The sequence below is a fragment of the Candidatus Binataceae bacterium genome, assembly GCA_035294265.1.
Lineage (GTDB): Bacteria > Desulfobacterota > Binatia > Binatales > Binataceae > DATGLK01.
On sequence record DATGLK010000020.1, the window covers coordinates 1 to 23,357 of the forward strand.

The window sequence follows — 23,357 nt, forward strand, 5'->3', positions numbered from 1 at the left end:
GGCGACAAGCGCTTGAGGCACGCTGTCCCGCCTCACGCTAGTCGCTGGCGCGACAACCCGCAAACGGCAGCGCGGCATCTCGTCACCAGCCAAGCGGGCTGCGACAGGCGACTCAGCTTTCCAGATTGCGGGTAGCCAGCAGGCCGCTTACCGAAGTTCGCTCCTCATCGGGCGAGTGGTCGACGACCTGATGGCCGCTTAGCTCCGATCCGGCGGAGGGCTCCAGGCGTGCGAAATAGAGCAGCGCGAAGAGTGATATCACCGCGGTCAGCAGATAGGCCGGAATGAAATCACGCGCACTGACCACCGTTTCCCGATGCAGTACCAGGCAGGTGTGTAGGATCAGCGCGGCAAAGGTAATCCCGAAACTCATCGCGAGCTGCTGCGCCATGCTGGCTGCGGTGGAAGCGTTGCTGATAAGGCGCGAAGGGACGTCGGCATACGCTAGCGAATTGAGGCTAGTGTACTGCAGCGACCGAAAAAAGCCACCCACCAACAGCACGCTGCCGATTACCAGGTGAGGAGTTGCATGGGTGAACAAGGCACAAACCGCGACCGAAGCCGCGGTGATGAAGCCGTTGCCGATCAGGACCTTGCGAAAGCCGAAAATGCGCACGAAATGGTGCACGGTGAACTTCATGAGGAAGGAACCGGCCGCACTGGCAAAGGTGAGCAGGCCAGATTTAAAGGGGCTCAGCCCAAAGCCGAGCTGCAGTTGCATCGCCAGCAAAAAGGGCAACGCGCCGATCCCCATACGATAGATCATGCCACCGCCCACGGTGGCAATCGAAAAGGTCCGAATATCGAGCAACTTCAAATTCAAAATCGGATTGACCGCGCGATGGGCGTGACGCCAATAAAGCAGCAGGCTGATCACTCCAATCACCAGCGCGCTTACTACCACTCCGGTGGGCAGCATCCCGCGCCCCACCGTTTCCAGGCCGAAGACCACTCCCGCCAAGCCGATTCCGGTCAGCGCGAAGCCGGGCAGATCCAGGGGCGGGACGGCGTCGGCCTGGATCACCGGGATAAAAAGCGAGACCAGCACGATCCCGACCAAGCAGATCGGCACGTTCATGAAGAAGATCCAGCGCCAGGAGTAGTAGGTTACGATGAATCCGCCTAGTAGCGGGCCGATCACCGGGCCCAGAATCGCGGGCACGGTGAGATAGGACATGGCCTGGACCAGACCGCGCCGATCGACGCTACGCAGTACCACCAACCGTCCCACCGGCACCATCATCGAGCCGCCCATGCCTTGTAGGATGCGGGCGCCGACCAATTGCAAGAGCGAGTGGGAAACCCCGCACAACATCGAGCCAAAGGTAAAAATGACAATGGCCAGGCGAAAGACGTTGCGCGCCCCAAAGCGATCGGCAACCCAGCCGCTTACCGGAATGAAGACCGCCAAGCTCAGCAAATAGGAGGTAATCGCGAGGTTGAGCGCGATCGCGTTCTGATGCAGCGAATGCGCCATCACGGGTAAGGCGGTCGTGATGACGGTGGAGTCGAGATTTTCCATGAACAGCGCGCAGCCGACGATCATCGGAACCACGAACTCTCGCGGCGGGCGCCGGCCATACGCACCGCCCACGCCCTCGATCGGGCCCGCGCCGGCGGGCTGTCGCGCCCCGGATGAGAAACCCTTCATGCTGACTCGCTTGATTGGTCTTTCTTCGGCGCCGCGCCGAACTTCCCTCGCCCCGTATAACGGCGCCATCCACTCCCATCCGTGCGCGGCCGCGGAGGGCACCAGTTTAGCCTGCCTGCTCAGTATCTGCGCGCGCCATACTTGAGTCGAGCATGCTATGCCACCTGGTGCCCGCTAACCGCCGGCTCGGCGCAGTTGCTTTTTGTGCCCTCGCAGCTAAATTGGGCGCCAAGCCTACAGCCTCTGGCCGGCCTACAGGCGACGGCCCAGGCCTACGGCTTTAGCTTTCAAGGAGACAGCCACCATGGCAGTAGCAGGCCAGGTCGAACACCCCGAGCGATTGTCCACCCTCGATATCAGCTATCGCAGCGAAGGAACGCGCCTGAGCGCTTATCTCGCGCGCCCGCGCGAGGACGGACCCCATCCTGCGATTATTATCTGTCACGACGTTTTCGGCCTGAGCGACCACGCCCGTGACGTTGCCCGCCGCTTTGCCAATGTAGGCTTCGTAGTTCTGGTACCCGATGGTTTTGCACGTCTAGACCTATCGCCCGACGAAAGTAAAATTCGAGGCCGCGGCGGCCTGTTGGAAGACCGCCTGACCGTGGCCGATCTCGACCACGGCGCCGACCTGCTCCGCGCTCTGCCCTATTGCAGCGGCAAAGTGGGATGCGTGGGCTTTTGCATGGGCGGCCGCAATTCGCTGCTATGGGCCTGCAGCAGCTCAAAGGTCGATGCGGCGATCGCTTGCTGGGCCGGCTTCATAACCGGCGACAACAGCCCCCTGCATCCGACCGCGGTGGTTGATTTAGTCGGCCAACTCAAGATTCCGGTCTATGCGGTCTTTGGCGCCGAGGATCAGAATCCCTCTCCGGCCCATAGCGCCGAGTTGCGCCAGAAGCTGGAGGCAGCAGGCAAGCTTGGGCTGGTTACGATGGAGACCTTCGCCGGCTGCGGTCATGCCTTCTTCGCCGACCATCGACCCGAGATGTATCGCGAGAAGGCTTCCTTCGAGCTGTGGCCCAAGATGGTCACCTTCTTCAAGCAGCATCTGAAATAAGCCAAAGGCAGAGGCGGGCTTAGCCCAGCAGCGGGCTTTGCTCGCGCTCCAAGACCCGGCGCACGGCCGGCCGCGCCACCATCCTGTCCTTGAAAGAGGTATAATTGGTCAGCTCCCGGGCCGGGAGCTCGGCGCGCAGGCACCAGCCGTAAAAGACCAATGCGTAGGGGTCGGCCAAGGTGAATTGCTCGCCCATCACCCAGCTCTTGCCGGCCAGGCGCGCGTCGATCTCCTGGCAGAGCTGCCAAAAGCTCTTACGGGCAGTTTCGCGTACGCCCGTCTGGGCCGCGGGATCTTCACCCGCGTAGCGCTCGCTGCGCACGATGCGTGAGAAGGCGGGATGAACCGTGTTGGACATCCAGGCCATGACGGACAGTGTCTGTGCACAAGCAAGGGGCTCATCGGGCAGCAACCGCGCAGCCGGAAACAACTTGGCGACGTAGCACAAAATGGCGAAGTTTTCGGTCAAGATGGTGCCGTCAATCCGCAGCGCAGGAACTTGGCCACGGGGATTGACCTCTTTGCGGTACCATTCGCTCCCCTGCTCGCCGCGCCCCATCTTATATCCCTCGAAAGTCGCTCCCGCCTCTTCCAACGCAATATGTGAGGCCATCGAACAAGCACCCGGCGCGAAATAGAGCGTAAGCATTCGGTCATCTCCTGCTAGCTTGAAATTGCAGGATTTGGGGTACCATCAATTGAGGCGCCCGCGCAACCGACGATGCTTCTCGCGCACCGCGGCCATCGCCCTTTTAAGCGTTATTGCGGAGTGTGCGAGTCTTCACCCCAGCCCTGCGGCGCGCGCGAATACCGGGTTAGGGATTTGCTAAGTAGTCAAAGCAACCTCTGGTGGGCTTGCGCCGACTCGCTCGACGGGTATTCTGACGCCACGCACTAAACACGCATGGAAGCGGCGCACAACCCGGCGCGAGACGCCTCGCCCCACTCTCGGCTCAGCCGCCGCCTGGTCCTGGTCCTGGCGATCGGCGCCGCCACCGCGATCGCCAACCTTTATTGGGGTCAGCCGCTGCTGGCTGGCATCGCTCGCACGCTTCATTTGAGCGTGCGCCAAGCCAGCATCATGCCGACCATGGCCGAGCTGGGATATGCCCTCGGGCTGGCGCTGTTCGTGCCGCTGGGCGATATTGTGGAGCGACGCCGGCTGATCACCATCCTGCTCGGTGCCTGCGCATTATTCCTGGCCGGCATCGCGATCGCTCCCAGCGCGCCAATGCTCTACGCCAGTTCGCTGCTCCTGGGCATCAGCGCCTCGGTGGTGCAGGTCGTAGTGCCGCTGTCGGCGGCGCTGGCCGCCCCCGAGGAGCGAGGCGAAGTGGTAGGGATCGTCAACTGCGTGATGTTCCTCGGAATCTTGGCCGCGCGCATCCTGTCGGGGTTTATCGGCGGCGCCTGGGGCTGGCGCGCGATGTACTGGCTGGCGGCGCTGCTCAACGCCGCCATCGCGCTCGCGCTGACCCGGCTGCTGCCACTTAGCCCGCCCGCGCAGCGGCTGCGTTACAGCCAGTTGATGGGCTCCCTCAAGGGGGTACTGGCGGAGCTGCCGGACCTGCGCGAATCAGCCCTGCTGGGCGCCTTGGGCTTCGCTGGGCTGCAATGCCTATGGGGCATCATCGCCTTTTTCGTCTCTCATCCCCCCTATCATTACGGACCGCGCGCGGCGGGCCTGCTCGCCCTGGGCGGAATCCCCGGCGCGCTGCTGGTGCCGGTGGTGGGCCGGATCGCGGACCGGCGCAGCCCGATTTTAACCACCGGCGTAGCTCTGATGATCGGCTTGTCGGCCTATCTGTTCCTGGCCTTGTTCGGCCACCATCTGCTGGGGCTGATCGTGGGCGTGATTATTCTGGACATCGGAGTCCACTCCAACCATGTCTCCAACCAGACTCGGGTCTACGCACTCAAGCCCGAGGCCCGCAACCGTATCGCCACCATCTACATGGTCAGCTACTTCTTCGGCGGCTCGCTGGGCACGATGGCAGGCGCCAACGCCTGGAGCCTAGTGGGTTGGACGGGAGTGTGTGGCACCGGCGTAATGTTGTTCTCCCTGGCGCTGTTGATCTTCGCCCGCGGCCGCCTAAATCACCGCTTGTCGCCGATCTCATCCGCCGCCCCCGTATTGCGCCAACTCCCATGATCCTATAGCGGACTGCTCGATGGCATCCGTCAGTCCGGTGGTGGCTTCGGCCGCGCCTGCGCGACTCAAGCGCAGCCTGATTTTCATAATGGCATTGGCCACCGCCTCGGCGGTGGCCAATCTGTACTACTGCCAACCCCTGCTGGCTGACATCGGACGTACCTTCCATCTGAATGCGCGCCATGCCAGCGCGATCGCGATGATGTCGCAGATAGGCTATGCCATCGGCCTGTTCTGGTTCGTGCCGCTGGGCGACATGCTGGAGCGCCGCCGGCTAATCATCACGCTGCTGATGGCGGTCAACGTGACCCTGGTAGTAGCCGCGCTTTCGCCCAACGCGGCTACTTTGTATGTGGCCTCGCTGCTGATCGGGGCCTTTGCCGCGGTAGTGCAGGTCGTTTTGCCTTTCGCAGCGACCTTGGCCGCACCCCAGGAACGGGGCCAGGTGGTGGGCTTCGTTACCAGCGGCTTACTGATCGGGATCCTGCTGTCGCGCTCGGTCTCGGGCCTGATTGGAGGCCATTTCGGCTGGCGCACGATGTACTGGACCGCGGCCGCGGTCATGGCCGTTATTACCCTGCTCCTGCGTTTCCTGCTGCCCCAGGGCTTCCCCACTCAGAAAATTCGCTATGGCGAACTGGTGCGCTCCCTGGGCCATCTGATTCGCGAGCAGCCCCAATTGCGCGAGACCGCGATGATCGGCGCATTCTGTTTCGCTTCGGTGGCCGGCTTCTGGTCAACCCTGGTCTTTTTCGTCGGCCAATCGCCCTACCATTACGGCGCCGCCAAGGCCGGCTTGTTCGGCCTGGCCGGCGCAGCCGGCGCTTCCATCGCGCCCGCGGTAGGACGCCTAGCCGATCGCCGCAGTCCGCGCATCACTACCGCCTTTGGCCTGTCGCTTGGGTTGTTGTCTTGGCTGGTCCTGGGCTTTCTGGGGCACCATCTGCTGGGGCTAATAGTGGGAGTGGTCCTGCTCGACCTGGCCGCACAATCCAACCACGTCTCCAACCTGACAACCATTTATGCGCTGCTGCCCCATGCGCGTAGCCGACTCAATACGGTTTACATGGTGTCGTATTTTTGCGGCGGCGCGGTCGGCACGCTGACTGCCGCCAACGCGTGGGTGATGATGGGATGGCGGGGCGTGGCAACTGCCGGCTTCGTTTTTTTCGGACTCGCAATGGCGGTCTTCCTACGCGGCTCCTTTCGCCGCCGCTATGGCCGCTGGCACGCCCCACAACCGTCTCACGCCGGCTAGCGCCGACTATCGGGCGGACTTACCCAGCAGTATCGCGATTTCCGCCGCTCGCATGCCACCGGCCTGCTCCAGCTTGCGCGCCGAACGCGCCACCCGCCGCCAGACCGCGGCTTGCCTGCTCGCTCCAAGCGGTGCGTCGTACAGTCTTGCCTTATCCAGGTCTAGCAAGGTGAATGAAAACTCACTCTGCGTTTCCTCGACCATCAGATTCTGCAAATTAAGGTCTGGATGAAAGAGGCCGGCCCACTGAGCACGCTCGATTGCGGTTCGCGCGCCCAGCAGGGCGCGCGCTCGCCGAGGCGAATCCGCTTCCTGACCCAACCATTGCCATAATGTCACGCCGGCCAGCGCGCGCGTCACTAACCAGCCGCGATAAAGCCCCGGTCCGAGCCAGGTGAGAGCCGCGGCCAGCGGTTCAACTACCGCGACACCCCGCTCGCGCGCCCTCAGGCTTATCTCCAGCTCTCGCCAGGGACGAGGCCGCAGGCCCACATAGACGTCGTCGATCAACCGCGCCATCAGGCCGCCGCGCCGATTGTGGCGTAAATACATCGGCGGTAGGCCTTCCAGCCGCAGCGGTAATGCGCCGCGCCGGTTTCCAGCCCCAGGCGCCAGGCCGCTGGCCGTAGTTGCCAGCGCCTGAACGAAGTTGCGCTGATGGGGAATCAAAATCGGCGCCAGGTAGATCCGCCAGCCCGCGGCGCTAATCGGCACGAACCCCTGCGCGGCAAGATAGTTCCGCACGCTGCTCACCGCATTCCTGCCAGCTCACGCTGGCCCGCCCAGTAACTCCAGCGCCGCGCTCGCGACCGCGATCGGAGTGAGATGGTGAGCGCAATTGAAATGACCCAGCGGGCAGCGCGCTCCGCCATGAGGCGTGCACGGGCGACAATTCAGGCTGGCCTGCGCGATCCGATACGGCTGTAGCAACGGGCCAAAGCCAAAGCTGGGATGGGTAGCCAGAAAAATCGCCACCGTGGGCACCCCATAGGCCGCCGCGACGTGGACCGGCGCGCTGTCGTTGCTGATTAGCAGGTCCAGCCGCTCGATCAGCCCGGCCCACACCTCGAGCGAGGTCCGGCCGGTCAAATCCACCACTTGCGCCGCAGCCGCGCCAATGGTCGCCGCCGCCTCGCGGTCCGCCTGCTCGCCTAGCACCACGAAGCCGGCCCGCGGATAGGCCGCAGCCAGTGCGGCTACGACCGCCGCGAAGCCTTCCGCCGGCCAGCGCTTGGTCGGCCAAGCCGAGCCCGGCGCGATCCCGATCAGCGGGCGGGCCCGATCGCCAATCAGACTCTGAGCTTGCGCCCGCGCCGCCTCGCTCATACGCAGGGAAAGCCGTGGCGGGCCGGGCTCAATACCGGCGGCGGCCAGCAAACTTAAGTTACGGATGATTTGATGGTCGCTCGGGGCGACCTCCACGCGCTGGGTCAGCAAAAAGGACAGAGGCGCGCTGGCGAAGCCGATTCTACTTGAAATCCCTGCCAGCCACAGCAGCAGCGAAGTTCGATGCGATCGATGGGGCGCCAGGGCCAGCGCAAAGCCCATTCGGCGCAACCCCGCGGCGACCTCCAGCAGGCCACGCCATCCGCGATGGGCGCCGCGCTTGTCATCGACGACCACGCGCGCCACATCGGGATGATGGCGCAAAAGCGGGAGGGCGGCGGGCTTGACCAGGGGAAAAACCTCGAAGCCGGCCTGCCTGAGCGGAGCAAATAGGCAGGCGGCCAGCACCACATCGCCGATAAAGCCGCTCTGAACCACTAACGCGCGCGGCGCGATCGCTGCACGGGTTGGCTCGTTGGCAGCTAGGTTCATCCCGTGGCGGTAACACCTGCCCTGGCGCTAGCCGAGCGCCTTGGCCTCTTCCACCAGCATGATGGGGATGTCGGACTTGATTGGGTAGAGCAGCTTACAGGCTTCGCACGCCAGCCCATCTTGAGCCGCGGTGATTTTGACCGGCCCTTTGCATTTGGGACAGGCCAAAATGTCCAGAAGTTCCTGATTTATCGCCATTCTTATCTCTCCTCTGCCAACCTTGGTACCAGCTTGCGAGTGGACTCGTTCATAACCAGCGCGAGCAGGCGCTCTTCGTCCTTTCCCATCGTAATCTCCAGCCGTAGCGCGGCCAATTCGCTGCGCGCGAAGGGGAAGCGTTCTAGCTTAACCAGATCCTTTTCGGTGGTCACCACTAAGTCGGCATTGGCGGCGGCGCGATGGATCTCACGCCAGTCGGCCGCGCTATAGCTGTGATGGTCAGGATATTCCAACACACCTACCAAGTCGGCATCGATCGCCCGCAGCATCGCGTAAAAATTGCGCGCGTCGGCCACCGCGCTCAAGGCCAGCACCCGGCGATTGGCCAGGCTGCCCGCCGGTTCTTCGCGCCAGCGTTCGGCCTCAGGATAAACCAGCGCGCGAGGCCACAAGCTGGCGCGCAGGATTGGGTTGCGGCTGAGCACCGCCTGCTGGCGGGCGGTCAGCGGCGGATCGCTAGCGTGGTCGAAGCTGAGTACGACCACCGCGTCGGCTCGCGCCGCGGCGCCCATCCGCTCGCGCAGCGGACCGGCGGGCAGCACCCAGCCATTGCCCAAGCCATGCTGGCCGCCAATCAGGAGCAAATTGAGGTCGCGGGCCAACCGTAAATGCTGAAAGGCGTCGTCGAGCACTACTACGTCAAGCGGCCCACGCTGGCACAGCAGCGCAATTGCCTCCGCGCGCCGCTTGGCGATCGCGATAGGCCCGGCGAAGGTCCGCGCCATCATCACGGCCTCGTCCCCGGCCTCGCGGGCGCTCAAAAAACACCGACCGCCGTCGGCGACCAGAACAGCGGAACCGCCTCCGCGGGTCCCGCCGAAGCCGCGGCTGACGATGGCGGTGCGCAGGCCGCCTCGCTGTAAAAGACGGGCCAGATACAACGTAAAAGGAGTTTTACCGTTACCGCCCACGGTCAAATTGCCGATACTGACCACGCGCACGCCGGCACATTTACGCTGGAACAGCCGCCAAAACCCCGCTCGCAGTGTCATCGCGCCACCGTAGGCCAACGACAAGGGCACCAGTCCAGCCCACAGCGCCGCCGCCGGCGCGCGCAATGAGCTGTTCCACAGCGCTTGCAGGCGAGCTCCCTGGCCGAGCTTCACGCGTTCTCCAACAAGCCAAGCAATTGGGCCAAGGTGCGCTCGGCACCCCCACACAGCTCTAGATAGGCCGTGCGCGCATTATCGCCCCATCGCCGGCGCATGGCTTCGTCCCGCAGCAGTCGTGCCACCACACAGCTCATCGTCACGGCGTTAGCTACCACCGCCGCGCCGCCAGCATCCACTAGGGCCTTGACTATAACGTGCTGATTGTTGTGAAAGGGACCGATCAGGACAGGTACCCCCGCGTTGGCTGCCTCGCCCGGATTCTGGCCGCCACGTCCCTTGAACAGGCTGCCGCCGATGAAGGCAACCTGAGCCAGCGAATAAAGCGCGCGCAAGTCACCCAGAGTATCGAGCAGCATCACGCACACGTCCTGGCCGACCTGTGCACCTTGCTTGAGATGACTGGCAGTCACATAACTCAGTCCCGCCGCCGTCAGCAAGTCGGCGATTTCGACCGTCCGTTCCAGATGGCGCGGCGCCAGGACCAAGCGCAAAGCCGGCGTGGCACGGCGCAAGCTCACTAACACCTCGACCATGACCTGCTCTTCGCCCGGCGCGGTGGAACCGGCCACTATCAGCGGGGGACGGCAAAAGTTGCCCAAGGCAGGGTCCACCTCCATCTCGGCGCAGGCGGTGAATTTGGTATTGCCCGTAACCACCAGACGGTCGGGGGGGGCGCCTAACCCACGTAGGCGTTCGGCGTCTTCCTCGGTCTGCATCATCAGCAAATCGGCGCAGCGCACGGCAGATTGCCAAAGCGAACATGCCAGCCGGTAGCGCCGCAGCGAGCGCTCCGACAGACGGCCGTTGATCAGAGCGATACGCGCGCCGGTTGCGCTGGCCTGGAAGAAATAGTTTGGCCAAAGCTCTCTTTCGCATATCACCAGCAAGCTGGGCTTGACCGCCTCGAGAAAATTACGCACGCATCGTGGATGGTCCAGCGGAGCTAACCAACAGGCTCGGGCTTGCGGGATGCGTCGCGCCGCGGCCTCGCATCCGGCACGAGTCATGCACGTGACGATGAGACTGAGCGGCGCCGCGCGCTCCAGCAAGCCCAGCGCGATTGGCCGTACCGCTTCGACCTCGCCCACCGAGGCGGCATGCAGCCACACTCGCCGAGGATCAGCGGGTGGGGATGGCACCAGCCCCAGCCGCTGGCGACGTGCGGCCGGCGCGCGCGCGCCGCTGGCCAACAAGGCCAAGGGGCGTGCCGGCCGCCAGAGTAGATTGTACAGCCTCACCGCCATCGTGTTCGACGCAGCGGCCGCCGGCTTCATTCAAGCCACCTGGCTGCTGGGATCAGTTTCCAAGGCGTGCAATTGCAGATCGTAAAGGCTGCGATACTCCCCGCCCAAGGCCATCAGCTCTGCGTGGCTGCCGGACTCGGTGATGCGTCCGCGAGTGATGACCACTATTTGATCCGCCCGCCGCACGGTGGACAAGCGATGGGCAATCACCAGGGTCGTGCGATTCTCCATCAGTCGATCCAGCGCTTCCTGCACCAGGCGCTCGGATTCCGAATCCAAGGCCGAAGTGGCTTCATCCAAAACCAGGATCGGAGCGTTCTTGAGCAGGGCACGCGCAATCGCGATGCGCTGGCGCTCGCCCCCCGACAGCCGCACCCCCATTTCACCGATTACAGTGTCGTAGCCCTTGGGCAGACGGCTGATGAAGTTGTGCGCGTTGGCCATTCGCGCCGCCTCGACCAACGCCTCGTGGTTCTGGCCGATGTTGCCGTAGGCGATGTTGGCGCGCACGGTGTCGTTGAATAAAAACGTATGCTGAGTCACCAGCCCGATTTGTCCGCGCAAATCAGCGATTCGCAGGCGGCGGATGTCCACTCCGTTTAGCGTCACTCGCCCTTCCTGTGGGTCATAAAAGCGCAAAATCAAGTCGGCCAGTGTTGATTTCCCTCCGCCGCTCATCCCCACCAGCGCCACGATCGAGCCCGGGCGCAGCACCAGATCGATCTGACGCAGCGTCCATTGTTCGGCATAGCGAAAGCCCACCTGCTCTAGCGCGATCGAATGGGGCCCGGGTGGTAGCGGCACAGGGTTGGCGTCCTCGGCCACCTCGCTTGGCTCGTCGAGCACCTCGAAGACTCGCTCGGCGGCGGCGATGCCTTGTTGAATGGAATTGTTGGTACGGGTCAGCCGTTTGAAAGGCTCGTACACCAAAAGCATTGCCGCGAAAAAGGCGCCGAAGGAGCCCGGCGTGCGGCTGCCATTGAGCACCGAGACGGCGCCGAACCACAGCACTGCGACCACGCCGACCGCCGCCATCACTTCGATCATCGGGGTGGAAAAGGCCTTGATCGCGCTCACCCGCATGTAGATCCGGAACAGGCGGCGCGATTCGCTCTCGAAGCGCCGGCACTCGTAATCTTCCATGCCGAAGGCTTTGACCACCCGGTTGCCCTGGATGGTTTCCTGGAGCAAAGCCGCCAAACCGCCCAACTGCTGCTGCGAGCGACGCGACATTTTGCGCATCCGCTTGCTGAACTGGGTCAGCGGCAGCACCGCGGCCGGAAAGACCACCGCCGCGATCAGGGCCAGCGACCAATCGATATAAATCGCCGCACCTAGCAGCGCGAGCAGTGTCGCGGTGTCGCCAATCAGGGAAAAAATCCCGTCGGTGGTAGCGCCCGCCACCAAAGTGATATCCGACAAGATCCGTGTCATCAGGACTCCAGTCGGGGTGCGGTTGAAAAACGCCAGCGACATCTGCTGCAATCGACGATGAAGCTGCGCGCGCAGATCGAGCACCACCTTTTGCCCGATGTATTCGGTCAAATAATTGTTGCCGAAATTCGCCACCGCCCGAATCACGAACAGCGCCAGCAGCTCCAGCGACAATAAATGGAGTTGACTGAGATTTCTCAGCTTGGCGAGTTGATTGATAAAGTTCTTGGCCAGAAATGGCACCGCCCCGTTGGTGGCACTCAGGGTGAGCATCGTTGCCACCGCCAGGGCCACGTAAGGGAACACGTAGGGGCGCAGATAGCGCAGCAGGCGACGATAGGCCTGGTTGGAAAGCGGGGTCACGTCAGCATCTCCGCCGCCAACGCCGCCACCCGCCGCGCCGCACCCGGAGCACCCAGCATCGGGCGAAGCTGGCGCAGGCGCGCGACGGTAGCGGCACGCCGCGAAGCCTCCAGTAAAGGAGCCGCGGCCGCGGCCAAATCACGACCGCTGACCTGGCGCTGAATCAGCTCGGGAACCACCTGCTCGCCGGCCAGGATGTTGGGCATCCCGATATGCTCGACCCCGGTTACCAGCAGGCGGGCTACGGCGTAGGTCACAGGAGCCACTCGATAGGCAATCACCATCGGGCATTCTAACAATGCGGTTTCCAAAGTCGCGGTGCCAGAGGCCACCAACGCCAGTTCGCTGGCTGCCACCACACTATACGTGTCGGCGCGGATTATATATATCCCGCTCAAATCCAGCCTCAACGCGCCGGCCATCGACTCCAGATCCAACCCGGGGGCCAGTGCCAAGCAAACCTGCAGGCCGTGGCTTACTTGCAAAATGCGTGCGGCCGCTAACATCGGCGGCAACAAGTAGCGCACTTCGCTTGGCCTGCTGCCCGGTAGCAGAGCGAGCAGCTTGCTCTGCGGCGGTAATCCGTGGCGGGCCAGCGTCTCCTGGCGCGAGCCTTGCGGTCGTACCCGATCCAACAGCGGATGGCCGACAAAGAACACGCGCTGGCTGGCGGCGGCAAAAAGCTCAGCTTCGAAGGGAAAAACCACCGCCAGGCGGTCGGCGCGCTCGATCAACTTGCGCACCCGGCCCCGGCGCCAGGCCCACACCTGTGGGATTATATAATACAGTACGGGCACGCCGGCGCGCCGCGCGCTACGCGCCAAGTGAAGATTGAACTCGGCGAAATCGATCAGAATGAGCAGGTTGGGCGGTTGGCTACGCAAGCGCAGACGCAGGGCGCGCCAGGCCCGTAAAGTGCGTCCGATCGTGGCTGCCAACTCGGTCAGCCCCAACGCCGCGATCTGTTCGCTGCGAAATAGCGGCCGCACCCCCGCCGCGACCATCCGCTCGCCCGCGATTCCGTACAGGTCGTAGTCAGGCAGACGGGCGCGCAGCTCGCGGGCTAGGTCGGCCCCATGCAAATCACCCGAGGCCTCGCCGGCAACTATCATAATCGACCGGCGGGCGCTGTGCGCCCCCGCTCCCACGCTATCGTCGAGTTTAACAGACATCGCCGGTTATGCCCCAGCGCCGCCGCCGCCGCGCCTGTCGCTCAAGGTTGGCCGGCCGCTATCTGCGAACTGACCCACTGACACAGCTCGATCACCCGCAACCCCTCTTGCGCACCCACCCGTGGGGCGCTGCGCTCGATGACCGCAGTGACGAATTCGCCAATCTCTTCGGCCAGTGGATCGCCCGCATGCAGATCGATCAATTCAGCCGAGATGGTGGGATAAGCGGCTCCCGGCGCCGGGGCCTGCTTGCGGTAGATTTGCAGCTTGCGAGCCTCGTAGTCCAACGAAATGTAGGCGTCGGGCTGGAAGAAGCGAATTTTACGCTCGCGCCGTGGCGCCACCCGGCTGGTATTAACGTTGGCGATCATGCCGTCTCCAAAACGCAGCCGCGCATTGGCAACGTCGATACGGTCAGTCAGCACCGCCACCCCCAGCGCCTCCACCGCGACGACCGGCGCTTGGGCCAGACTGAGGATCAAATCCAGATCGTGCACCATCAGGTCGAAGACCACATCCACATCGGTGCCACGCTCGGTAAAGGGCGCCAAGCGATGGCATTCGATATAACGTGGATGGGCCAGGATGGGCGGCAAGCGCAGGACTGCTGGGTTGAAGCGCTCCAGATGACCGACCTGCAGGAGGGCGGAGCTGCGCGCCGCCAGTGCCGCCAACGTGCGCGCCTGCTCCAAGGTGGCGGTCATCGGCTTTTCCAGCAGGACGTTGATCTGGGAGTTAAGCAGGAAGCCAGCGATCTCGGCGTGGCTGAGGGTCGGAGTCGCTACGCTAGCCAAATCCACCCGCCCCTGGAGCAAGCGATAATCCGTCAACGCCTCGGCTCCGCTGGAGGCGGCCAAAGCTTGGGCACGAGGCAGATCGATATCAACGATGTAGCGCAGACGGACCTGCTCCAAAGCCTCGTATTTGGCTGCATGCAGCGTGCCCAGGCGCCCAGCCCCGATCACCGCCGCGTTAAGCTTGGCCATGGCCGTACACCGCGACTCCCAGCCTCTGCGCCAAGGCCAAGGTCTCCTCCCGTTGCAGGATCATCGCTACCCCGGCTTGAATTCCCAAGACTGCAGCCTTTACCTGATGCAGGCGCTCGATAGTCTGAGGCCCAATCGCAGGGCGATCGAAGCGCAGGTCCTGGCCGGGTTTGGCGCTTTTGACCACCACCAATCCGGCACCGCATAGAGCCGCCGCTCGCGCGATGGCCGCGTCGGTGCCTTCCACCGCCTCGACCGCAGCCACCACCCCGTCGCGAACCATCACCGCTTGGCCGATATCATAGCGGCCCACCGCGGCGGCGACCGCGAAACCCAGTTCCAAATCTTCGAGTTGGCGTGGCTGCAAGCCAGGTCCGGCCAACACGCCCCTGGAGGCCAGGATCGGGCCCAGCATCGCGACCGGATCGATAACCTCGATTCCTTCGCTCTCCAACTCCGTGGCCACCCCGCGTAAGACCGCATCGTCGCTGAAGCGACCCACCCGCGCGAGCATCGCAAGAGCCCGGTTATCGGGGAAAAACGACTCGCCCAGGCGCACCCGGCTGATGCCGCCCGCCATCGCCGCCTGCCTAATTCCGGCGGCAGTGAAGACCCCGATCAGGCGTTGCAGTTCGCCCACCCGAATCCAGGTTACCTGATCGCACAAAGATTGAAGCGCTGGCTGGGTTTCGCCCTGATGGGCGACCGCGATTACGCGCCAGCCCCCCGCCTTGGCCGCGGCAGCCAGCTCCAAGGGAAAGCTGCCGTTGCCGGCGATAAGGCCCAACTCAGGCACCGCGCTCGCGTCCCACTACGCCACGTTGAGATGAACGCAGAAAATCGACGATGCGAACCACCTCGGCGACGTCACCGTCGCGCGCCAAGACCGCCTCCAGCGCCTGTTCACGTCGCTGCTGGGAAAAAAACAAGGTCCGAAAAGCGCGCCCGATCGCAGCCTGCGCAGCCGGCGAAAAGTCGCGCCGCTGCAAGCCCACGGAATTGATCCCGACCAAGCGCGCACGATCTCCGCGCACCATCGCAAACGGCGGCACGTCCTGCGCTACCTTGCTGCCCGCCGCCAGCATCGCGTGCGCGCCGATGCGGGTGAATTGATGGACCCCGCACAAACCCGCCGCGACCACCCATTCTTCCAGGATGCAATGGCCGGCCAGTTCAGTGGAATTGGCCAGGATGGAATGGTCTCCGATCAGACAGTCATGCGCGATGTGGACGTAGTTCATCACCAACACGTGATTCCCCAACCGCGTCACCATCCCGCCGCCCTCCGTACCGCGATGGATGGTGGCGAATTCGCGAATCTTGTTATCGTCGCCGATTTCCAGGCGCGAGGGCTCGCCGCGATATTTCAAATCTTGCGGCGGGGCACCCAACGAGGCGAATTGGAAAATATGGTTTCGTGCGCCGATAATGGTACGGCCCTCGATGACCGTGTAGGGACCAACCACGGTATCGGGTCCAATCCGCACTTCAGGCCCAATCACTACGCCGGGACCAATATGGACCGAAGAAGCCAGTTCGGCGCGCGGATCAACGATGGCAGCAGGATGAATCAAGACGGCGAAACCGACTCCTCGACTTCCATTGCCGAAATCTCCGCCGCCGCCGCCAGCTCCTGGCCTACGCGCGCCTCCCCACGCATCTTCCACAAAGGGCGATGTTGGCGTAACAAGCTGACCTCTAGGCGGAGTTGGTCACCGGGTATCACCTGGCGGCGAAAGCGCACCTTGTCCAAGCCGGTCAGCATGAAGACCGCGTGGGCGCGCGCCACGAGCAAGGGCCGGGCCAAAATTGCCGCACTTTGCGCCAACGCCTCCACGATCAGCACCCCAGGCATCACCGGCAAGGCGGGGAAGTGGCCCACAAAAAAGGGCTCGTTGAAGCTGACATTTTTTAGCGCCAGCACCCGCTCGGCGGACAGTTCAACCACGCGGTCAACCAGCAGGAAGGGAAAGCGGTGGGGCAACAAGCCCAGGATTTGCAACCGCGGGTCAGGTTCGCGCCCAGCCGCGCTCACCGTGTCACCCCTATTTGGAAATGCTGGATTTATGATGGTGGTGAGACAAGGAAGTCGTGCTCTCATCGGCCGCATCGCTGTCGTCGCCCGCCGAAGCAGTCTTGCTGAAGTCGCCCCCGTCGCGCTCGCCCAAAGAGCCTACCGGAGTGTTTTCGCGATTATACTCGCGGATGACTTGATCGGTGATGTCGATCGACGGAACGGCGTAGAGCAGGCTGCCCTTTTCCAGCACTGCGGTATAACCGTCGCGTTCGCCCAAGTTGCGCACCACGTAGGCTAGATCCTTGAGGATTGCGCCAGTTATCTCGTTATCTTTTTGCTGCAACAAGTCCTTGTCGTTTTTATAAGCACTCTCGAACTCGCGCAGTTTGGCGGCATACTCATCTTGCAGATTGCGCCGCTCGTCATCGCGCATCAGCATGCCCTTTTTTTCCAGTTCGTCCTTGAGCGCTTGCACTTCGCTCTGCTGGCGCTGGAGTTTGCCCTGCAATTCCTCGATCTCACCGCGAAATTGGTTGCGAGCCTTCTTGCCGGCGTTGCATTCGTTAAGCGCCCGCTGCAGATCGACGTAGGCCAGCCTCACCTCGGCCGCGGCCGCCGCGCTCGCCAACAAGGCCACCATCACGGCCGCCACCGTCAACTGCCCTAGCCTCAAAACACGTCTGTTCATAACCCTCGAATTGATCGAGCACGGGCGCGCCCTTGGTCGGGCGGGTCCATACCTAAATCCTTGCTTGGATTCGTCCATCAGCATTAAGCCAATTTCGCATGCGCCGCGCTAGAGGTTCGCTCCCGCCCCGATAATGAAGTCAAAGGGCATGTCGTCAGGCCGCGGGTTCATTGGGAAGCCCACCGCGAGCCGTATGGGCCCAAAGGGAGATTTCCAGAAAATGCCTGGGCCAACCGCCACCTGCAAGCTTTGCGGCGTGATAGTCTGGCTCAGATAATAGGCTTGGCCGGCGTCCATAAAGATAAATCCCCGCAGACCCAAGGCGGTAACGATGGGGAAGTCGATCTCGTGCTCCAGAATCAGCTCCTCGCTGCCACCCACATTCTCATAGCCTTGCGAACCGCCTGACTGGCTGAACACCTCTACCCGTGGCCCTAAACTATAAAATGGATATCCCGGCACCGAATCCGGCCCGTACGGACCGCCTGGGAAGAAGCGCTCGAACAGCGGCAGCGCGTTGCCGTTAAAACTGCTCCCGATGCCGAAGTCGCCACCAATTTCGTAGACCCATTCCCCCCATTCCTGACTGCGGATGATGGGAATGAAAAAACGCGCGTGCAGCAACGCTTTGAAATAGGAATATTGCCCACCTGCACCGCCAAAGTCCAGCGTCAAGCTCTGGACCGAACCGCTACGCGGATCGGTCGGATTGTCCACCGTAAAGCGGCGCAAGCTGGGCTCGAAGGCCGAGTTCAGATGGTAACCCTTGTACTGGATGATCTGGTAAGTCGTATAGGGTGCCAGCCCCTCGATTCCGACGCTCTCGAAGCGATAATTCAGCCCTGCATCGACGTTATTGAGCGAAAATGGCCCCACCCTGGTTAGGCCTAACTGAGCTAGCGGATAGTCTGTTCGCAGCAGAATACCGGTGGATTTGCGGGTGAAACTGGGCAGAAACTCCTCCCAGTCGTACAGATCGATGCCGGCCGACAGGGGCATATCGAGAAACCATGGCTCGGTATAGCTTATGGTGTAATTGCGCCACAAAAAGCCGACCAGGGCATCAAACGAGATTTTCTGCCCGCCGCCGAACAGGTTGTTCTCCCCAACATGGAAATCGCCAAAGACCGACGAGGCACTATCGAAACCGCCTGCCACCGAAAAAGAGCCGGTTTGGGCTTCGCGCACGGCCAAATTGAGATCGACCTGGTCCGGCGTGCGACCGGGCGAAGTGGTAAAATTGGTGCTGGATAGAATCCCCAGCGAATCCAGCCGTGCCTTGGAAATCCGAATCGCCGATGCGGAGTAAGGCTCCTGTTCCTGAATGGCCAGTTCGCGCCGAATCACCTTGTCCGCGGTTTTGGTATTGCCGGTAATATTGATTCGGTCGACAATCACCTGATGGCCGGGCTGAATCTGATAGGTCACGTCCACGGTGTGAGCGTCGGGATTGATCTGGGTGCGCGGCGAAACGTTGACGAATGCGTAGCCCCGATTTGAATAGAAGTCGGACAAGATCAGCACGTCGTGCTGCATCGTGGTCGGCTTGAAGACTTGGCCGGTCTTGAGGGTCAACGCCGACTCCAGAAAGTTTGCCGATACCTTTAGATCTCCGGTCACACGGACCGTCCCAACCTTGAATTGAGGCCCTTCCGCAATCGGAAAAATCACGGTCAGCTTGTTGTTCTTGCGGGTAATCGTGGGTTCGGCCACGTGCACGGTCAGATAGCCATGCTCGTAGTAGATTGCCGAAATTCGCCCGCGGTCTTCCTGGACCGCCTTGGGATCGAGTACCCCGCTGCCCAAAAGCCAGCTCAGGATGTTGTGGCGCGAAGTTTGAATTACGCTTCGCAATTCACGCGAAGTCAAAGCATGGTTACCGGTGAAATCGACTTTGCCGATTTCCACCAGGGGTCCTTCATGCACCGTGAACACTGCAATGGCCGAATTTTCTCGCCCCGGGATCTCGCTGAAGGTAATGGTGGCGTCCGGATAGCCCTTATCCTGGTAAATCTGTTTCAGGCCGCGAATGGTTTCATCGACCAAGTCAGGATCAAGAATCGAGCCCGGCCGTACCTTAATCGCCTGCTGTACCTTTTCGTCGGTCTTCTTGATCTTCTTCATCCCCTCCAACTTGACGTCGGAGATGTAGGGATGTTCTTTGACCAGATAGGTCAGGATTAGTCCCCCCGAGGTCTGCTGCACATTGGCCGAGACCTGGTCGAACAGACCCATGTCGTAAATCGACTTGACGTCGCTATCGACTACCGCCGGATTGTAGGGTTGACCCACCTGAGCGGTGATATGAGAGCGAATTGCGCCCCGCTCCACTCGTTGGCTACCCTCGATGCGGATTGCGGTGATGGTGCCGATGGGCGAGGACTGGGCGTGCGCCAGCGTACTCGTTAGCAGGCAAAGCAGCAGCCCTACTAAACCCGCGCGCGGCAGGCGCGCACCTCCTGAAAGCCGGTTACTCTTTGCCGTTGCCACTCAGAGAACACCAAAGCGGCGACCAAGCTAACCAATCGCTTGTATGAAGTAAAGCCATCAGCCGTCGAAGGCGTGTCAAAGTTGGCCGCCGGCAACCACTGCATGCAAACCTGACGAAAATGAGCCCGAGCCGTCCCGCCGCGCCACCGTAGAAATGCTTGTGGGTTACCTCGGACGTTTCGACAGCGGGTCAGGCGAATAGCTTCGCCTCCACTTAAGCCTAAAAAATGCGGGCCACGATTCGCCCTTCTTTCGGGCCCAGAGGAATCGGGTGAGGCGGGGATTCTTCGCTACTTAAGCAGCCCCGTGCACATAAGGCTGCAAGCGACCATCGCGCATGAGCAGGATCCGATGCATTCGGCTGGCCAGCCGCTCGTTGTGAGTGGCGACCACGAACGTTATACCCAACTCGCTCAATTGCTCGAACAATACGTGCACTTCTTCGGCGGTGGTGGGATCGAGATTGCCGGTAGGTTCATCGGCCAGCACCAGGCGCGGCCGTAGCACGACCGCTCGCGCCACCGCGACCCGCTGCTGCTCGCCTCCCGACAATTCCGCGGGTCGCCGATGGCCCTTGTCGCCTAGCCCGACCAGCTCCAGCATTTGGGCCGCCGCGCGACGGATTTCGGCCGGCGACCGGCGTGCAATCAGTCCGGGCATCATGACGTTTTCCAAAGCGGAAAAGTCAGCCAGAAGATAGTGGAACTGAAATACGAAGCCCAGCTTGAGGTTGCGGAACTCGGCCAGTTGGCGGGCAGAGAGCGCGAACAAATCTTGGCCCTCGAAGATAACCTTGCCCGCGGTGGGCGGCTCCAAACTACCTAACACGTGCAGAAAAGTGGACTTGCCTACACCGGATTGGCCGACAATCGCGATTCGCTCGGCCGTGCAGGCCTCGAAGCTCAAATCGCGCAGCACACCTATCTCGCGGCCTCCATCATAGAAGCTCTTGGTCAGTCCCTGGGCCTGGAGCAGAAGCGAGGCGGTGGCCGACGGGGAGGCGAGCGGCCGGGCCGGCGCGTCATTCATAACGAATTACCTCAACCGGGGAGAGCGAACGCGCTTGCCAAGCCGGATAAAGCGCCGCCGCCAGGCACAGCACTACCGCCGCCAGCGCGACCAGCAAAAAATTGCGCGGTTCCAGGCGCGCGGGTACGGCGCTGACCATGAACACGTCGGCAGGCAGATGAATCAGATGATACTTGCCGATTAAAAACGAAACGACGAAACCGGCGCCCACTCCCAAAGTGGTTCCCACCACACCCAGCATCGCCCCCTCGAACACAAAAATCCCGCCCACCGCCATCGCCCGCGCACCCATCGCGCGGAGGATCGCGATTTCCTTGCGCCGTTCCATTACCACCATCACCAGGGTTGCGACGATGTTAAAGGCAGCCACCAGCACGATCAAAAGCAAGACCACGAAGTGGGTAAAAGTTTCCAGCTTTAGGCCGGCAAACAGGCCGGTATCGGTTTGAGTCCAATTGCTCACGGTGGCACCCGCACCGGCCAGCGGAGCAATGCGGGCGGCCAAGGCGGGAGCTTGAAAGATATCTTTTATCCGCAATTCCAAACCATGCTCGAACTGCGGGCTGTTACCGACCAGAGCCTGAACTTGAGCCAGGTTTGCAAAAAGCAGGGTGGAATCGTATTGAGCCATCCCCGAATGAAAGAAGCCCGCGACGACAAAACGTTTAAGGGGCGGAACCTCGGAGGTCGCGCCGAAGCCCAGGGGACAGATAACAGTGATTACGTCGCCCACATCCACGTCCAGGTCCGCACCCAGTTCCCCACCCAGGATGATGGCCGGCAACTCAACCACCCGCGCCTGGCTCCCCTGGCCCACGCTAACCGAGTGCAGACGAGCCAGCGCGCTCAGCGCGCCAGGGCTCAACATGCTCGAAAAATGCGCCAGCACCGACTGGCGGCCGACCGTGACCGCGCGCAAGAGCCCGCCCGACTTGACATATCCGGCCGTCCCCCGGCTACCACTGGAGGCCAGCAGCACCTGGCCGGAGACATAGGGCGCCACCGCCACCACTCCGGGAATTGTTTGAAGCTTGGCGCGCAAAGCGTCATACGATGCGGCGGGGGGTAACTGGACTGTAATGTGGGGGGTGAAGGCGAGCAGCCGGGCGTGCAGATCGGCCTCGAAGCCGCTCATTACGGCCAGATCGACGCTGAGGGCGAATGTACCTAGCATCACTCCGGCCAAGGAAATGATGGCTATCAAGGAGACAAAGCGTTCCTTGCGGCGAGCGCGCAGGTAGCGCAGACCAATCAGGAATTCGAACCGCACGGTGCTATTGTCACAACAATTCGGCTCTGCCGGTCAAAACCTGACGGTCTGGCGGCGCCGCAGCCTGACACAAAAAAAGGAGGGGCGCCGTGCACTGTCCCATCATGCGCGCGGCTGTTCGCCCGCGCAACAGTGCGCCGGTGGGTTGGGGCGTGCGGTTGCGCAGCTTTCCCTCGCTTCTGTATAACCTTGGCTGGACCGTGTGATTAAGCTGCACCACGGGAGTCCCCGATATGAAGAGATGGTGTTGTTCGCTCGCGCTGATGGCGGTGCTCATAAACGCGGTCGCGGTATCCAGCGCGCGCGCTCAGGACCTTACCGAACGCAGCCCAGATAACCTCATCACGATGAACTTCCAGGATGTGGACATCTCGGTCCTGGCCAAGTTTATCAGCGATATCACGGGCAAGAATTTCGTCCTGGACGATAGCGTGCGGGGCAAGGTCAGTATCGTTTCGCCCAGCAAAGTAACCCCCGCTCAGGCCTATTCGATTTTCAAATCGGTCCTCCAGCTCAAGGGTTTCACGACCGTCAAGGCCGGCCCGATTATCAAGATCGAACCCTCGCGCAATGCCCGCGAAAGCAGCGAAGTGACGCTCTCCCAGCAGCCCGCCCAGACCGCCGCCGACGAATACGTCACCCGTATGATCAAGCTTCGCAATATCGACGCCGCTTCCCTGGTCAGCGTGGTCCAACCTATGATTTCGCGCGACGGGTTAGTGGCCGCCTTTCCTGAGACCAACACCCTGATCGTCACCGACGACGCGTGGAACGTGCAACGGCTGCTCAAGATAATTGGCAGCCTGGACGCCCAGGGCTTGCAGCAGGCGGTCGCGGTAATACCGCTTAAGCTGGCCTATGCCGACGATCTCGCCCCTAAAATCAACCAAATTATGCAAGAGCGCGCCGGCGGCACCGGCAATTATCGCCCCGGGATGGGGGTGGCGGCACCCTCGGCGCAGGCCCCCTCGCGCGCCTTCAAGATCGTGCCCGACGAACGCACTAACTCGTTGATCGTCCTGGCCGGCCCGGTCCAGATGCATCAGATCAAGGAATTGGTTGACGAACTGGACGTCCATTCGCCCAACGCCCTGTCGCGTATCCACGTCTACTATCTCAAATATGCGCAGGCGCTGGAGATGGTCGCGGTACTCGATTCCCTGCTCAGCGGCGGTGGCGGACCCTCCCAACTTAAGCCTACCACCGGGGCCGGAACCCTGGGCCGCAGCAGCGGAATGGGAATGGGCGGCATGGGCATGATGAGCTCCATGATGGGCGGCATGGGCGGGATGGGGATGGGTGGCATGGGGGGAATGGGCATGATGGGCGGCATGGGCGGTGGTATGGGGGGAATGGGCGGCATGGGTATGGGCGGGATGGGGATGGGTGGCATG

Annotated in this window: 21 protein-coding genes; 4 read left to right on the forward strand and 17 right to left on the reverse strand. The window is 62.3% G+C overall.

All coding sequences use genetic code 11. The features are described 5' to 3' along the window. Positions 1 to 112: 112 nt before the first annotated feature. A complete protein-coding gene (locus VKV28_03565) occupies positions 113 to 1,651 on the reverse strand; it encodes an MFS transporter (GenBank protein ID HLH75866.1) in 1,539 nt (512 codons plus the stop codon). A 304-nt stretch (positions 1,652 to 1,955) separates the two neighbouring features. Between VKV28_03565 and VKV28_03570 the strand changes: the two genes are divergently transcribed. After that, positions 1,956 to 2,711 carry a dienelactone hydrolase family protein gene (locus VKV28_03570; protein HLH75867.1) on the forward strand — a complete coding sequence of 252 codons (756 nt, stop codon included), beginning with the start codon at positions 1,956 to 1,958 and terminating at the stop codon, positions 2,709 to 2,711. A gap of 19 nt (positions 2,712 to 2,730) precedes the next feature. Here the strand turns inward: VKV28_03570 and VKV28_03575 are convergent, their stop codons facing one another. Beyond that, positions 2,731 to 3,360, reverse strand: a complete 630-nt coding sequence (locus VKV28_03575) for a glutathione S-transferase N-terminal domain-containing protein (protein HLH75868.1) — start codon at positions 3,358 to 3,360, stop codon at positions 2,731 to 2,733. 255 nt (positions 3,361 to 3,615) lie between these two features. Here VKV28_03575 and VKV28_03580 point away from each other — a divergent pair, with 255 nt between their 5' ends. Beyond that, positions 3,616 to 4,863 (forward strand): MFS transporter, encoded by a 1,248-nt coding sequence (locus tag VKV28_03580; protein HLH75869.1) that lies wholly within the window; start codon positions 3,616 to 3,618, stop codon positions 4,861 to 4,863. Between the two features lie 19 nt (positions 4,864 to 4,882). Beyond that, positions 4,883 to 6,121, forward strand: a complete 1,239-nt coding sequence (locus tag VKV28_03585) for an MFS transporter (protein HLH75870.1) — start codon at positions 4,883 to 4,885, stop codon at positions 6,119 to 6,121. A 6-nt stretch (positions 6,122 to 6,127) separates the two neighbouring features. On the opposite strand, the gene VKV28_03590 is transcribed toward VKV28_03585, so the two are convergent. From VKV28_03590 to VKV28_03660, 15 genes are all read right to left on the reverse strand, one after another. Beyond that, complete coding sequence (locus VKV28_03590) at positions 6,128 to 6,874, reverse strand: lipopolysaccharide kinase InaA family protein (GenBank protein HLH75871.1); 747 nt, start codon at positions 6,872 to 6,874, stop codon at positions 6,128 to 6,130. A 15-nt stretch (positions 6,875 to 6,889) separates the two neighbouring features. Further along, positions 6,890 to 7,939 carry a glycosyltransferase family 9 protein gene (locus VKV28_03595; GenBank protein ID HLH75872.1) on the reverse strand — a complete coding sequence of 350 codons (1,050 nt, stop codon included), beginning with the start codon at positions 7,937 to 7,939 and terminating at the stop codon, positions 6,890 to 6,892. A 27-nt stretch (positions 7,940 to 7,966) separates the two neighbouring features. After that, positions 7,967 to 8,137, reverse strand: coding sequence for a Trm112 family protein (locus VKV28_03600; protein ID HLH75873.1), 171 nt, complete (start codon positions 8,135 to 8,137; stop codon positions 7,967 to 7,969). Between the two features lie 2 nt (positions 8,138 to 8,139). Beyond that, positions 8,140 to 9,264: a tetraacyldisaccharide 4'-kinase gene (gene lpxK, locus VKV28_03605; protein ID HLH75874.1), complete on the reverse strand. Its 1,125-nt coding sequence runs from the start codon at positions 9,262 to 9,264 to the stop codon at positions 8,140 to 8,142. Beyond that, positions 9,261 to 10,544, reverse strand: coding sequence for a glycosyltransferase N-terminal domain-containing protein (locus VKV28_03610; GenBank protein ID HLH75875.1), 1,284 nt, complete (start codon positions 10,542 to 10,544; stop codon positions 9,261 to 9,263). Before VKV28_03610 ends, lpxK begins: the two co-directional genes overlap by 4 nt. Further along, positions 10,545 to 12,311 carry an ABC transporter transmembrane domain-containing protein gene (locus VKV28_03615; protein ID HLH75876.1) on the reverse strand — a complete coding sequence of 589 codons (1,767 nt, stop codon included), beginning with the start codon at positions 12,309 to 12,311 and terminating at the stop codon, positions 10,545 to 10,547. It abuts the gene before it with no gap. Beyond that, complete coding sequence (gene lpxB / locus VKV28_03620; GenBank protein ID HLH75877.1) at positions 12,308 to 13,483, reverse strand: lipid-A-disaccharide synthase; 1,176 nt, start codon at positions 13,481 to 13,483, stop codon at positions 12,308 to 12,310. Before lpxB ends, VKV28_03615 begins: the two co-directional genes overlap by 4 nt. Before the next feature lie 41 nt (positions 13,484 to 13,524). Beyond that, entirely contained in the window at positions 13,525 to 14,469 is a 945-nt protein-coding gene (locus VKV28_03625) for a Gfo/Idh/MocA family oxidoreductase (protein HLH75878.1), read from the reverse strand. Beyond that, a complete protein-coding gene (lpxI, locus tag VKV28_03630; GenBank protein HLH75879.1) occupies positions 14,456 to 15,265 on the reverse strand; it encodes a UDP-2,3-diacylglucosamine diphosphatase LpxI in 810 nt (269 codons plus the stop codon). Before lpxI ends, VKV28_03625 begins: the two co-directional genes overlap by 14 nt. After that, positions 15,258 to 16,043, reverse strand: a complete 786-nt coding sequence (lpxA, locus tag VKV28_03635; GenBank protein ID HLH75880.1) for an acyl-ACP--UDP-N-acetylglucosamine O-acyltransferase — start codon at positions 16,041 to 16,043, stop codon at positions 15,258 to 15,260. Before lpxA ends, lpxI begins: the two co-directional genes overlap by 8 nt. Next, positions 16,040 to 16,504, reverse strand: coding sequence for a 3-hydroxyacyl-ACP dehydratase FabZ (fabZ, locus tag VKV28_03640; protein ID HLH75881.1), 465 nt, complete (start codon positions 16,502 to 16,504; stop codon positions 16,040 to 16,042). Before fabZ ends, lpxA begins: the two co-directional genes overlap by 4 nt. A 10-nt stretch (positions 16,505 to 16,514) precedes the next feature. Beyond that, positions 16,515 to 17,174, reverse strand: a complete 660-nt coding sequence (locus tag VKV28_03645) for an OmpH family outer membrane protein (protein HLH75882.1) — start codon at positions 17,172 to 17,174, stop codon at positions 16,515 to 16,517. 108 nt (positions 17,175 to 17,282) lie between these two features. Further along, positions 17,283 to 19,664 carry an outer membrane protein assembly factor BamA gene (bamA, locus tag VKV28_03650; GenBank protein ID HLH75883.1) on the reverse strand — a complete coding sequence of 794 codons (2,382 nt, stop codon included), beginning with the start codon at positions 19,662 to 19,664 and terminating at the stop codon, positions 17,283 to 17,285. A 294-nt stretch (positions 19,665 to 19,958) separates the two neighbouring features. Further along, the gene (locus VKV28_03655) at positions 19,959 to 20,693 is read right to left on the reverse strand and encodes an ABC transporter ATP-binding protein (protein ID HLH75884.1); all 735 of its coding nucleotides are present in this window, start codon (positions 20,691 to 20,693) and stop codon (positions 19,959 to 19,961) included. After that, positions 20,686 to 21,963 carry an FtsX-like permease family protein gene (locus tag VKV28_03660; protein HLH75885.1) on the reverse strand — a complete coding sequence of 426 codons (1,278 nt, stop codon included), beginning with the start codon at positions 21,961 to 21,963 and terminating at the stop codon, positions 20,686 to 20,688. Before VKV28_03660 ends, VKV28_03655 begins: the two co-directional genes overlap by 8 nt. A 233-nt stretch (positions 21,964 to 22,196) precedes the next feature. Between VKV28_03660 and VKV28_03665 the strand changes: the two genes are divergently transcribed. Then, a partial coding sequence (locus tag VKV28_03665) for a secretin N-terminal domain-containing protein (protein ID HLH75886.1) occupies positions 22,197 to 23,357 on the forward strand: 1,161 nt, incomplete at its 3' end.